General features: G+C 70.2%; 12 protein-coding genes. 10 read left to right on the top strand and 2 right to left on the bottom strand.

From position 1 onward, the window contains the following. Positions 1-698: RNA polymerase sigma factor (locus JF597_RS46210; RefSeq protein WP_294011166.1), on the top strand; the 698-nt coding region annotated here is incomplete at its 5' end. A 122-nt stretch (positions 699-820) separates the two neighbouring features. Continuing rightward, positions 821-1,687 carry a serine protease gene (locus tag JF597_RS46205; protein WP_294011164.1) on the top strand — a complete coding sequence of 289 codons (867 nt, stop codon included), beginning with the start codon at positions 821-823 and terminating at the stop codon, positions 1,685-1,687. 97 nt (positions 1,688-1,784) lie between these two features. Here JF597_RS46205 and JF597_RS46200 read toward each other — a convergent pair whose 3' ends face one another. Beyond that, positions 1,785-2,015 (bottom strand): hypothetical protein, encoded by a 231-nt coding sequence (locus JF597_RS46200; protein WP_181803130.1) that lies wholly within the window; start codon positions 2,013-2,015, stop codon positions 1,785-1,787. A gap of 441 nt (positions 2,016-2,456) precedes the next feature. Between JF597_RS46200 and JF597_RS46195 the strand changes: the two genes are divergently transcribed. From JF597_RS46195 to JF597_RS46170, 6 genes are all read left to right on the top strand, one after another. Beyond that, complete coding sequence (locus JF597_RS46195) at positions 2,457-4,580, top strand: DNA topoisomerase IV subunit B (protein WP_294011161.1); 2,124 nt, start codon at positions 2,457-2,459, stop codon at positions 4,578-4,580. A 489-nt stretch (positions 4,581-5,069) separates the two neighbouring features. Further along, complete coding sequence (locus tag JF597_RS46190; RefSeq protein WP_294011159.1) at positions 5,070-5,603, top strand: CcdC protein domain-containing protein; 534 nt, start codon at positions 5,070-5,072, stop codon at positions 5,601-5,603. Then, on the top strand, positions 5,600-6,751 hold the full coding sequence (locus tag JF597_RS46185; RefSeq protein WP_294011157.1) for a histidine kinase: 1,152 nt from the start codon (positions 5,600-5,602) through the stop codon (positions 6,749-6,751). Before JF597_RS46190 ends, JF597_RS46185 begins: the two co-directional genes overlap by 4 nt. Next, the gene (locus JF597_RS46180) at positions 6,748-7,431 is read left to right on the top strand and encodes a response regulator transcription factor (RefSeq protein ID WP_294011155.1); all 684 of its coding nucleotides are present in this window, start codon (positions 6,748-6,750) and stop codon (positions 7,429-7,431) included. Before JF597_RS46185 ends, JF597_RS46180 begins: the two co-directional genes overlap by 4 nt. Positions 7,432-7,500: 69 nt before the next feature. Beyond that, a complete protein-coding gene (locus tag JF597_RS46175; protein ID WP_294011153.1) occupies positions 7,501-8,058 on the top strand; it encodes a DUF485 domain-containing protein in 558 nt (185 codons plus the stop codon). After that, entirely contained in the window at positions 8,055-9,647 is a 1,593-nt protein-coding gene (locus tag JF597_RS46170) for a cation acetate symporter (RefSeq protein WP_294011151.1), read from the top strand. The genes JF597_RS46175 and JF597_RS46170 overlap by 4 nt, the downstream gene beginning before the upstream one ends. A 15-nt stretch (positions 9,648-9,662) precedes the next feature. On the opposite strand, the gene JF597_RS46165 is transcribed toward JF597_RS46170, so the two are convergent. Beyond that, positions 9,663-10,355, bottom strand: coding sequence for a response regulator (locus tag JF597_RS46165; RefSeq protein ID WP_294011149.1), 693 nt, complete (start codon positions 10,353-10,355; stop codon positions 9,663-9,665). A 158-nt stretch (positions 10,356-10,513) separates the two neighbouring features. Here JF597_RS46165 and JF597_RS46160 point away from each other — a divergent pair, with 158 nt between their 5' ends. Both JF597_RS46160 and JF597_RS46155 read left to right on the top strand, forming a co-directional pair. After that, positions 10,514-11,329, top strand: a complete 816-nt coding sequence (locus JF597_RS46160) for an ABC transporter ATP-binding protein (protein ID WP_294011147.1) — start codon at positions 10,514-10,516, stop codon at positions 11,327-11,329. Further along, positions 11,319-12,185: an ABC transporter permease gene (locus JF597_RS46155; RefSeq protein WP_294011145.1), complete on the top strand. Its 867-nt coding sequence runs from the start codon at positions 11,319-11,321 to the stop codon at positions 12,183-12,185. The genes JF597_RS46160 and JF597_RS46155 overlap by 11 nt, the downstream gene beginning before the upstream one ends. Positions 12,186-12,236: the final 51 nt, after the last annotated feature.

Genomic DNA, 12,236 nt, shown 5'->3' with positions numbered 1-12,236 from the left:
AGGCCAACCTCCGTCTGGTGGTCTCCCTGGCCAAGCGTTACACCGGCCGAGGCATGCTCTTCCTGGACCTGATCCAGGAGGGAAACCTCGGTCTGATCCGCGCGGTCGAGAAGTTCGACTACACCAAGGGCTACAAGTTCTCGACCTACGCCACCTGGTGGATCCGTCAGGCGATCACCCGGGCGATGGCCGACCAGGCCCGCACCATCCGTATCCCGGTGCACATGGTCGAGGTCATCAACAAGCTCGCGCGCGTGCAGCGCCAGATGCTCCAGGACCTGGGCCGCGAGCCCACTCCGGAGGAGCTGGCCAAGGAACTCGACATGACCCCCGAGAAGGTCATCGAGGTCCAGAAGTACGGCCGTGAGCCCATCTCCCTGCACACCCCGCTGGGCGAGGACGGCGACAGCGAGTTCGGTGACCTCATCGAGGACTCCGAGGCCGTCGTTCCCGCCGACGCCGTCAGCTTCACGCTCCTCCAGGAGCAGCTGCACTCGGTGCTGGACACCCTGTCCGAGCGCGAGGCCGGCGTCGTCTCCATGCGGTTCGGTCTCACCGACGGTCAGCCGAAGACCCTCGACGAGATCGGCAAGGTGTACGGCGTCACGCGTGAGCGCATCCGCCAGATCGAGTCCAAGACCATGTCGAAGCTGCGCCACCCGTCGCGCTCCCAGGTGCTGCGCGACTACCTCGACTAGGTCGCGGTCGTACCACGCCGAAGGCCCGGCCTCCCACCGCGGAGGCCGGGCCTTCGTGCTGCGGGGCGCGGTGCGCTGGATGACTCTGGGTGTCCCAGTCCCACCCAGAGTGAGGAGCGTGCATGCGCCGTTCTGTTGCCCCGGCCCTGATCCGGCCGCTGATCCTGGCGGCCGTCAGCACGGCCATACCACTGGCCACCCCGTCTCCCGCCACTGCCGACAGCGTCGTGGTCGGCGGGTTCCCCGTCGACGTCTCCCAGGCCCCCTGGACGGTCGCACTGTCCAGCCGTGACCGGTTCGGAGGTACGCGGGCCGGTCAGTTCTGCGGCGGGGTGGCGATCGGCCGGACCACCGTGCTGACCGCGGCCCACTGCCTTGCCGACGAGGTCATCGGCGGGCCGTCCGGACCGGTCCGCGACCTCAAGGTCATCGCGGGCCGCACGGATCTGCTCGCGACGCAGGGCCAGGAAATCCCCGTGACCGCCGCCCGGGTCAACCCGGACTACGACCCCGACGCGAACACCGGCGACTTCGCCGTGCTCACCCTTGCCGAGCCCCTGCCGGCCCGCGCGGTCATCGCGATGGCCCCCCGGGGGGACACCGCCTACACGCCCGGCACCGGTGCCCTGGTCTCGGGGTGGGGCGACGTCACGGGCGGTGGCGACTACTCGCGCCGGCTGTACGAGGCGCGGCTCCACGTGCTGCCCGACGAGACGTGTGAGCGGGCCTATCCCGGCGGTCCGGACGGCACCTACCGGTCGGACTCGATGGTGTGTGCGGGCGAGACCCGGGGCGGCCCGGACGCCTGCCAGGGCGACAGCGGAGGCCCGCTCGTCGCCAAGGGGAAGCTGATCGGGCTCGTGTCGTGGGGGAGCGGCTGCGGGCGCCCGGGGAGCCCCGGCGTCTACACGCGCGTCTCCGAGGTTGTACGGGCGCTCGGTCCCAGGGGTGCCTTCAGCGGATCGCGAGGGCCGCACAAGCCCTCCTGAGGGCCTTTGCGCGGATACGACGAGGGCGGCCGCTCCCTGAGGAGCGACCGCCCTTCACCGGCCTGTGCCGGAGCTGGCTCGTCGTGGATGCGAGAGGTCAGCGCTCATCTTCGGAGGCGGTGGCGGGAGCGGAGGTGAGCCGCTCCGTCTCGTCCTGTATCTCAGCGGCGATCTTCTTGAGTTCCGGCTCGAACTTGCGACCGTGGTGGGCGCAGAAGAGCAGTTCTCCGCCGCTGAGCAGCACGACGCGCAGGTATGCCTGGGCGCCGCAGCGGTCGCAGCGATCGGCGGCCGTCAGGTGGCTCGCGGGGGTCAGAACAGTAGTCACGTCGCCTCTTCTCTAGCTCGACGAGCTGTCGTACCAAGGTCAACATCCAACCAGCCCGAAAACGTTCCCGCTCGGGGCTTCTCCTCGAAAAAAATCTTTCGAGGTGGCCGTCTGCTGCCGGTTGGCGGCGAATGTGCCGTATTGCGTCGTCTTAGGTGCTTACGGGTTCGCGCGATTCATCGGTTTCATCCTCCCGGCCGGGTTGCCGGTTGTTTGTGAGGACGTGCCCGGAGCCTAAATGGTTCATGCCTCGAAGGGAACGTGATATGTACTTCACTCCATCGAGGGATCGAACACTCATGCGACCCTGGACTAGTGTGAGTTCATGACGAGGGTGGCGTTACAACGGCTCTACCAGGCCTCGGTACCCTCTGAGCGGCGACCGAAGCCGGCCTCTTACCCCAAAGGGGCTCCATTGAAATTCAGCGAGGAGCGAACCGCGTGACCGCCGATACCTCCGTGCCGTCCACAGCGCTGCTGGCAGGAGCAGACCGGGACGGCTCCAACTACACCGCGCGGCACCTGCTCGTCCTTGAGGGCCTCGAAGCCGTGCGCAAGCGCCCCGGCATGTACATCGGCTCGACCGACAGCCGCGGTCTGATGCACTGCCTGTGGGAGATCATCGACAATGCCGTGGACGAGGCCCTCGGCGGGTACTGCGACCACATCGACGTCATCCTCCACGACGACGGCTCCGTCGAGGTCCGGGACAACGGCCGCGGCATCCCCGTGGACGTCGAGCCCAAGACCGGCCTGTCCGGCGTCGAGGTGGTGATGACCAAGCTGCACGCCGGCGGCAAGTTCGGCGGCGGCTCCTACGCGGCCTCCGGCGGCCTGCACGGCGTCGGTGCCTCCGTGGTGAACGCCCTCTCCGCGCGCCTCGACGTCGAGGTCGACCGCGGCGGCAGTGTGCACGCCATCAGCTTCCGCCGTGGCGTGCCGGGGGCCTTCACCGGCGCCGGCCCGGACGGCAAGTTCGAGGCCGGGAGCGGGCTGCGCAAGACCAAGAGGGTGCCCAAGACCCGCAGCGGCACGCGCGTGCGCTACTGGGCCGACCGCCAGATCTTCCTGAAGGACGCCAAGCTCTCCCTGGACACGCTCCACCAGCGCGCCCGCCAGACCGCGTTCCTGGTGCCCGGCCTGACCATCGTCGTCCGCGACGAGTACGGCCTCGGTGAGGGCGGCAGCAAGGGCGAGGAGTCGTTCCGCTTCGACGGCGGCATCAGTGAGTTCTGCGAGTACCTGGCCACCGACAAGCCGGTCTGTGACGTCCTCCGCTTCTCCGGTCAGGGCACCTTCAAGGAGACCGTCCCGGTCCTGGACGAACACGGCCAGATGACCCCCACCGAGGTCACCCGCGAACTCGGCGTCGACGTGGCGCTGCGCTGGGGCACCGGCTACGACCAGAACGTGAGGTCGTTCGTCAACATCATCGCCACGCCCAAGGGCGGCACCCACGTGGCCGGCTTCGAGCAGGCCGTCCGTGAAACCCTCAACGAGGCGTTGCGTGCCAAGAAGCTGCTGCGCGTCGCCGAGGACGACATCGTCAAGGACGACGCCCTGGAGGGTCTCACCGCTGTCGTCACCGTCCGGCTCGCCGAGCCGCAGTTCGAGGGCCAGACCAAGGAGGTCCTCGGGACCTCTGCGGCCCGCCGGATCGTGAACAGTGTGATCTCCAAGGAACTCAAGGCGTTCCTCACCTCCACCAAGCGGGACGCCGCCGCCCAGGCCCGCGTGGTCATGGAGAAGGTGGTCGCCGCCGCGCGGACCCGCATCGCGGCCCGCCAGCACAAGGACGCGCAGCGCCGCAAGACGGCCCTGGAGTCCTCGTCGCTGCCCGCCAAGCTCGCCGACTGCCGCAGCGACGACGTCGAGCGCAGCGAGCTGTTCATCGTCGAGGGAGACTCCGCGCTCGGTACGGCGAAGCTCGCCCGGAACTCCGAGTTCCAGGCCCTGCTGCCGATCCGCGGCAAGATCCTCAACGTTCAGCGGTCCTCGGTGACGGACATGCTGAAGAACGCCGAGTGCGGGGCGATCATCCAGGTCATAGGGGCGGGCTCCGGCCGCACCTTCGACATCGACGCGGCCCGTTACGGCAAGATCATCATGATGACCGACGCCGACGTGGACGGCTCGCACATCCGCTGCCTGCTGCTGACGCTGTTCCAGCGGTACATGCGGCCCATGGTCGAGGCCGGCCGGGTCTTCGCCGCGGTGCCGCCGCTGCACCGCATCGAGATCGTCCAGCCCAAGAAGGGCCAGGACAAGTACGTGTACACGTACTCGGACCGCGAGCTGCGCGACAAGCTCATGGAGTTCCAGAGCAAGGGCATCCGGTACAAGGACTCCATCCAGCGTTACAAGGGTCTGGGCGAGATGGACGCCGACCAGCTGGCCGAGACGACGATGGACCCGCGCCACCGCACCCTGCGCCGCATCAACCTCTCCGACCTGGAGGCGGCCGAGCAGGTCTTCGACCTGCTGATGGGCAACGACGTGGCTCCCCGCAAGGAGTTCATCTCCGGCTCGGCGGCGACGCTGGACCGGTCACGGATCGACGCGTAGCCGCTGCGCCGGGCCACCGCCGAAGAGGCGGCCGGTGGGCCGGGGCACGGTAGGGCCGGTCCGGGCCGGGCGGGCGGTGGCGTGTGCCACCGCCCGGCCCGGACCGTCCGGCAAGGAAGCCGGCGTCGGCTGCCGGGCCAGGAGCTGAGCGTCGACCTGGCCGTGAACTGCCCGCGGGCTCTCGACCGGTCGTCGCGCCAGGCACGTGATGGCCGGCCTGCGCGAGTGCCAGGGCCCACCACCGACCGTTCCGGACCCCCCGTCGGCCCGGCCACCGCGCTCGTCCACGGGCGGCCCGTCGACCGCCCGTGGGGCCCCGCGTGTGGTCCCGCGTGGGGTTCTCCACCCGGGGGTGGAGAGATCCCGCTCGCTGGAATCCACCCGTGATCCACCCCCGCTCCGATCTTCTGAGCTGCGCGTTTCCGTAGCGTCGAAGGCGTCGGCAGCTCCCGCTCCCGGCACCGCCCCTTGCCGCTCACGGAGGCTCTGATGTCCGGGCTCGTCAACGCGCTGCTGATCGTGGCCGTGGTCGTCGTGGTGATCGCTCGCCAGTTCCGCGCCCGCCCGATCGACACGGGCAGGCGCTGGTGGCTGCTGCCCGTGATCCTCGCGGTGGTCGCGCTGCGCGAACCCGGCGTGCTCGACGCCCACCACCGCACGGCCTCCGCCCTCCTGCTCGGCACCGAATTGCTGGTGGGGCTGGTGATGGGTGCCGCCTGGGCCTGGACCACCCGGGTGTGGACGGAGGAGGACGGCGTCGTCTGGACCAAGAGCACCAAGGCCAGCGCACTCGTCTGGTTCGGCGGAATAGCCCTGCGCGTCGGTCTCTACGCCCTCGGAGCCGTCGTCGGCGTCCACCAGGACAGTGCGGCCCTCATCCTGGGGCTGGCGGTCACCCTCCTGGTCCGGGCCGGCATCCTCGTCTGGCGCGCGCAGAGCCTTCCCTCCGCCGCGACCGCGAGCGGTCCCGCCCGGGCGTACGGTGACGGCATGGCCCGGGTCACCAGGAAGGAAGGCGTGTGACGGAGAACGCCTGGACACGCTGGCCCTCACGAGAAGCGCTGAGCCGGGCGGGGCTCTCCCGGCCGCGGCGCTCCCTCGCCTGGGGCGTGAGGCTGCTCGTCCTCGCCCTGCTGCTGTGGAGTGCCTTCAACCAGTCGCACGTCCACGGCTGGGGCATGGCCGCGGCGGTGGCGGGGGTGGTCGTGACCGCCGTGGTCTCCTGGGGGTTCTTCCGGACCACGTATGCCCACCGGCTCGTGCCCTCCCTGGCGCTCATCGTGGTCCTCCTGGGGATCGCTGTCCTCGCGGAGACCACCGGCTTCCAGGGACCGGCCCTCGTGATCTGGTGCGGCTGCGGCATCTCCGCGCTGGAGCGGCTGCCGGTCGCGATCGCTCTGCCCGTCACGTCCGTGGCCCTGGCCTCGTACTCCGCGTTCAACAACGACGTATGGCTGACCACCGCGGCCACCGTCGTGGGCATGGCTCTCGCCGGCTATGTCCTGCGACTCGACGCCGAGGCCCGGGGCAGCGCCCAGCGGCTGCTCGCCCAGGAGCGTGCCGCAAGAGCGGCCGAGGCCGAGTCGGCGGCGCTGGGGGAGCGGGCCAGGATCGCACGGGAGATCCACGACGTCCTGGCCCACAGCCTCTCGGCCCAGCTGGTGCACCTGGAGGCCGCACGGTTGCTGATCGAGCGCGGCGCCGACCGGGAGCAGATCCTCGAACGGGTGGTGGCCGCCCGGGGAATGGCCCGCGACGGGCTCGCCGAGACCCGCCAGGCCCTGTCCGCGCTGCGCGGTGAGCTCACCCCGCTGGAGGAGTTCCTGACGGAGCTCGTCGGCTCGACCGACGGCGCCGAGGTGACCGTGACGGGGGAACGCCGAGCTCTGTCCGCGGAGGCGTCGCAGACGGTGCGACGTGTCGCCCAGGAGGCGTTGACGAACGTGCGCAAGCACGCCCACGGCGCCAAGGTCCAGGTGCGGCTGGCCTACAGCGAGCACGAAGTGGCGCTGGACGTACGGGATTCCGGCGGCCGTCCGGGCGAGCTCAGCGGCGCCGGCGGCGGGTACGGTCTGCTGGGTATGCGGGAGCGGGCCGAGCTGCTGGGCGGGTCGCTGGAGGCAGGGCGTGACGACGAGGGGTTCGAGGTGAGGTTGAGGGTGCCCGTATGACCGAGACGGAGGAGGAGAAGAAGCCCGCACGGGTCGTGGTCGCCGACGACCAGACCGTGGTCAGGGAGGGGATCGTGATGCTCCTCGGGCTGCTGCCCGGCGTGGAGGTCGTCGGAGCGGCGGGCGACGGGGAGGAGGCGGTCCGGCTGGTCGCCGAACTCTCTCCGGACGTGGTGCTGATGGACCTGAGGATGCCGCGCTGTGACGGGGTGGAGGCGACCCGGCGGATCCGGTCCGAGTACCCGGGGACCCAGGTGGTGGTGCTGACCACGTTCGCGGACGACGAGTCGCTGTTCCCGGCGCTGCGGGCAGGCGCGCGTGGTTACCTGACCAAGGACGCCGGCGGCGACGAGATCGTGCGAGCCGTGGAGAGCGTGCTGTCGGGAGACGCGGGACTCTCGCCGAGCATTCAGCGACGGCTGCTGGAGCGGCTTTCACAGCCTGAACCGACGCCCGCGGCCTCCGAGGCGCCCGACGGACTGACCGCGCGGGAGACCGAGGTCCTCGTCCTGATCGCGGAGGGGTTCTCCAATCAGGAGATCGCCCGGAAGCTGCACGTCTCCACCGCGACCGTGAAGACACACATCAACAACCTGTTCGCCAAGACGGGGCTCAAGGACCGGGCCCAGGCGGTGCGTTACGCCTACGGGAAGGGACTGGTGCGGCCACCAGCGGATTGAGTCACCTGATGGGGTGAAGAGCCAGGGGAAGAAGAGTCGGGGATGTTCCCGATCTGTCCATCCTTGGGCATGCAGTCAAGCAACGGGCGTCACGGCGACGGCGGGGGCGGCTCCGAGAGTTCGGCGGGGCGGCGCGAGGATCAGGGTGAGTACGGCACGGCCTCCCGAGAAGCCGGGTACGAGGACCCCTGGTACGACGCACTGGCCTCCGGCTGGGGAGAGCCGGACGGCACCGGGGAGCCGGTGCCGTCGGTTCCCGGCGCGCGCACGGAGTGGGACGGGGCGGCTGTTCGCGCCCGTGACGTCTATCTGGAGGTGCAGCGCAGCGCGGCCTTCCAGGAGGTGCGCAGTCGCTATCGGAGGTTCGTGATGCCCGGGGTCGCCGTCTTCCTCATCTGGTACGTGGGGTACGTGGTGACCGCGACGACGGCGCCCGGGCTGATGGCGCGGCCCGTCGCCGGAGCGGTGAACGTGGCGATGGTGGCGGGGCTCGGGCAGTTCCTCAGCACGTTCCTGCTCACCTGGGCCTACGCCCGGCACGCGCGGTTGCGCAGGGACCGTGCCGCGCTGGAGCTGCGCTGGGACACCCAGGAGCTGGCCCGGGGTGCCCGGGGTGACGCGTCATGACGGGGCGGCACGAGACGCTGGCGCTGCTGCTGTTCAGCGCGTTCGTCGCCGTGACGCTCGGGATCACGACGTGGGTGAGCCGGAGGCGGCACGGTTCGGCGGAGGAGTTCTATGCCGGCGGGCGGCTGTTCTCCCCGATGGAGAATGGTTTTGCCATCGCGGGCGACTACATGTCGGCGGCCTCCTTCCTCGGCGTGACCGGGCTGATCGCGCTGTTCGGCTACGACGGGCTGCTGTACGTGGTCGGGTTCCTGGTGGCGTGGCTCGTCGTGCTGTTCCTCGTGGCCGAACTGGTGCGCAACTGCGGACGGTTCACCCTGGCCGACGTGGTCGCGGCGCGCATGAGCGAGCGGCCGGCGCGGATCGCGGTGGGGACGTCGTCGGTCACCGTGTCCGTTCTCTATTTGGTGGCGCAAATGGTGGGGGCGGGCAGTCTGGTCGCGCTCCTGCTCGGGCGGACCGGCGGGGCGGCGCAGGCGTGGACGGTCATCGGGGTCGGCGCGCTGATGGTGATCTATGTGTCGCTCGGCGGGATGCGGGCCACCACGTGGATCCAGATCGTGAAGGCGGTCCTGCTGCTGAGCGGGACGGTGGTGCTGACCGTGCTGGTGCTGCTGCGCTTCCACGGCGACATCGACCGGCTGCTGCTCACGGCCGCCGAGCGCAGTGGGCACGGGAAGGCGTTCCTGGTGCCGGGACTCAAGTACGGCGGGAGCTGGAGCGCGCGGCTGGACTTCATCAGCCTGGGGCTGGCGCTGGTGCTCGGCACGGCGGGCCTGCCGCACATCCTGTCCCGCTTCTACACGGTGCCGACCGCGCGGGCGGCGCGGCGTTCGGTGGTCTGGTCGATCGGCCTGATCGGAGGTTTCTACCTGATGGCGATCGTGCTCGGCTTCGGGGCGGCGGCCCTGGTCGGGCCCGACGCGGTGCGGGCGTCGAACGAGGCGGGGAACACGGCGGTTCCGCTGCTGGCGCTCGATCTGGGCGGCGGCGCGGACTCCACAGGTGGAACGGTTCTGTTCGCGGTGGTCGCCGCCGTCGCCTTCGCGACGATCCTCGCCGTGGTCGCGGGGATCACCCTCGCCTCCTCGGCGTCCGTCGCCCACGACCTCTACGCCTCCCTGCGCAGACCGCATGCCAGGCAGCGCAGCGAGGTCGGGGTGGCGCGCGCGGCGGCGGTCGGCATCGGTGTCGTGGCGATCGCCCTCGGCCTGCTGGCCCGTGACATGAACGTCGCCTTCCTCGTGGGGCTCGCCTTCGCGGTGGCGGCCTCGGCCAACCTGCCGGTGCTGCTCTACTCGCTGTTCTGGCGGAACTTCACGACCCGCGGCGCCGTGTGGGCCGTATACGGCGGGCTCGTGTCCGCGCTGGGGCTGGTCGTGCTCTCCCCGGTGGTGTCCGGGAGCCCGGGCGCGCTGTTCCCGGGGGTGGACTTCCAGTACTTCCCGTTGCAGAACCCGGGGATCGTCTCCGTCCCGCTCGGCTTCCTGGCCGGCTGGCTCGGCACGGTCACCTCGGACGAGGTCCCTGACGAGGCCAGGCACGCGGAGACCGAGGTGCGGTCGCTGACGGGGGCGGGGGCCGTATAGAGCGCCCTGCAGCGGCTACGGCGCCACCCAGGCGTAGCGGTGCTCCGGGCGGCCGGTGTCGCCGTACTTGAGGGAGAGGCGCAGACGGCCGGCCTGTTCCAGGTGGCGGAGGTAGCGCTGGGCGGTGGAGCGGCTGAGGCCGGTCTCGGCGGCGACCTCGTGGGCGGAGAGCGGATGGTCGGCGCGGTGCAGGACGCCGCAGATGAGGTCCGTGGTGGGCTCGGAGTGGCCGCTGGGCAGGCCGGGCGCGGACGGCGCCGGTGAGGTGCGCAGGGCGCCGAAGATCCGGTCGACCTGCTCCTGGCCCGTCAGCCCCCGGCCGCCGACCCGGTCGACGGTACGGCGCAGGGCCGCGTAGGAGTCCAGGCGGGCGCGCAGGGCCGCGAACGTGAACGGCTTGACCAGGTAGTGCAGGGCGCCCAGGCGCATCGCCTTCTGGACGGTGGTCACATCGCTGGCCGCCGTGATCATGATGACGTCGGTGCCGTGGCCCTGTTCCCGCATGCGGTGGACGAGTTCGAGGCCGGTCTGGTCCGGCAGGTAGTGGTCCAGCAGGACCAGGTCGATGGTGCCGCGGCCCACGGCGGCCAGGGCCTGGGCAGCGCTGTGGGCGCGGGCGGCCACCCGGAAGCCGGGAACCTTCCCCACGTACTTGGCGTTTATCTCAGCGACGCGGAAGTCGTCGTCGACCACCAGGACGTCAATCATCAGGCCTCTCCTTCAAGGCCGGCGAGCGTTAAGCCCGTGTTTCGGCTCCGCAGTTGTAGCGCGAGCAAAAAGAGCACAACAGGGGCTTGCGAGCAAAAGAACGGCTTGCGCCCAGAAGACTGCTGTCGTGGTCCGGGTCACACCTACCGTCCCGGCCCATGAGCGCAGACACCAGCCCCGCCATCGAGCTGCGGGGCGCAAGCAAGATCTTCAAGACCCCGTCGGGGGGTCTGCACACGGCTGTCCGCGACCTCGACCTCACCGTGGGGCGTGGTGAGTTCGTGGCCGTCGTAGGGCCGACGGGTTGTGGCAAGTCCACCACGCTGACCCTGGTCAGCGGGCTGGAGGAACCCAGCGAGGGCGAGGTGCTGGTGGCCGGTGAGCCGGTCGCCGGCGTCGGCGACAAGGTCGGCTTCGTCTTCCAGCAGGACGCCACCTTCCCCTGGCGGACCGTGCTCTCCAACGTGATGTCCGGCCCCCGCTTCCGGGGCGTGCCCAAGGCGGAGGCGAAGGAGAAGGCGCGCGCCTGGCTGGCCAAGGTCGGACTCGCCGCCTTCGAGGACCGTTACCCGCACCAGCTCTCCGGCGGTCAGCGCAAGCGCGTGGCGCTCGCCGCGACCTTCGTCAACGACCCCGAGATCCTGCTCATGGACGAGCCGTTCTCCGCGCTCGACGTGCAGACCCGGGCCCTGATGTCGGACGAGCTCCTCGAGCTGTGGGAGGGCACGGGCGCCTCGGTCGTCTTCGTCACCCACGACCTGGAGGAGTCCATCGCCCTGGCCGACAAGGTCGTCGTCATGACCGCCGGGCCCGCGACGGTGAAGCAGGTCTTCGAGATCGACCTGCCCCGCCCCCGCAAGGTCGAGTCGGTGCGTCTGGAGCCGCGGTTCATCGAGATCTACCGCGAGATCTGGGAGTCCCTCGGCGAAGAGGTCCGCATCACCCGTGAGAGGGGTGCCGCCCATGTCGCCTGAGGTCCTCAGCTCACCCGTCGCCGACGCGGTGAAGACCAGCCCGGACCGTGCCCGGTCCAGGGCGCAGGCCGCCCGCAGACGCAAGGCGATCGTGTTCGCCGTACGCGTGCTGCTCCTGGTGGCCGTCCTCGGCCTGTGGGAGGTTCTGTCCCGGGCCGAGGTCATCGACCCGTTCAACTTCTCGATGCCGTCGAAGATCTGGGACCAGATCTGGACCTGGCTGACCCACGGCACCGCGCTCGGCTCCCTGGGCGAGCAGATCTGGTACACGCTCTACGAGGCGCTGCTCGGCTGGGTCATCGGGGTCGTCGCGGGTGTGGTCTTCGGCATCGCCCTCGGGCGGATCGCCTTCCTGGCCGACGTCCTCGGCCCCTACATCAAGGTGCTCAACTCGATCCCCAGGATCGTGCTCGCCCCGATCTTCGTGATCTGGTTCGGGCTCGGCGCCTCCTCCAAGGTCGCCTCGGCGGTCGTGCTGGTGTTCTTCCCGGTGTTCTTCAACGCCTTCCAGGGCGCCCGCGAGGTCGACCGCAACCTGGTCGCCAACGCCCGGATCCTCGGCGCGAGCGACCGCAGGGTGACCCTCCAGGTCGTCATCCCGTCGGCCACCTCGTGGATCTTCACCAGCCTCCACGTCAGCTTCGGCTTCGCCCTGATCGGCGCCATCGTCGGCGAGTACATCGGCGCCACCAAGGGCATCGGCCTGCTCGTCGCGCAGTCGCAGGGCACCTTCAACGCGGCCGGTGTGTATGCCGCGATGGTCATCCTCGCCGTCGTCGCGCTCGCCGCCGAAGGGCTGCTCACCTTCGCCGAGCGCCGCATCTTCCGGTGGAAGCCGTCGGACTCCGACAGCTGACCCCCCTTCTTCCGCTCCTCTCCGCACCGCCCTCTCACAAGGACGTGAACC

It is taken from the genome of Streptomyces sp. (genome assembly GCF_019510245.1).
GTDB lineage: Bacteria > Actinomycetota > Actinomycetes > Streptomycetales > Streptomycetaceae > Streptomyces.
The sequence above is the reverse complement of the archived record's forward strand: the minus strand, read 5'-3'. Positions and strand labels throughout refer to the sequence as shown.

Bases quoted from the DNA above. Each gene is read 5' to 3' on its own strand.
- JF597_RS46170 (WP_294011151.1), top strand. From the start codon at position 8,055: ATGACGGGGCGGCACGAGACGCTGGCGCTGCTGCTGTTCAGCGCGTTC.
- JF597_RS46180 (WP_294011155.1), top strand. From the start codon at position 6,748: ATGACCGAGACGGAGGAGGAGAAGAAGCCCGCACGGGTCGTGGTCGCC.
- JF597_RS46155 (WP_294011145.1), top strand. From the start codon at position 11,319: ATGTCGCCTGAGGTCCTCAGCTCACCCGTCGCCGACGCGGTGAAGACC.
- JF597_RS46205 (WP_294011164.1), top strand. From the start codon at position 821: ATGCGCCGTTCTGTTGCCCCGGCCCTGATCCGGCCGCTGATCCTGGCG.
- JF597_RS46190 (WP_294011159.1), top strand. From the start codon at position 5,070: ATGTCCGGGCTCGTCAACGCGCTGCTGATCGTGGCCGTGGTCGTCGTG.
- JF597_RS46165 (WP_294011149.1), bottom strand. From the start codon at position 10,355: ATGATTGACGTCCTGGTGGTCGACGACGACTTCCGCGTCGCTGAGATA.
- JF597_RS46160 (WP_294011147.1), top strand. From the start codon at position 10,514: ATGAGCGCAGACACCAGCCCCGCCATCGAGCTGCGGGGCGCAAGCAAG.
- JF597_RS46175 (WP_294011153.1), top strand. From the start codon at position 7,501: ATGCAGTCAAGCAACGGGCGTCACGGCGACGGCGGGGGCGGCTCCGAG.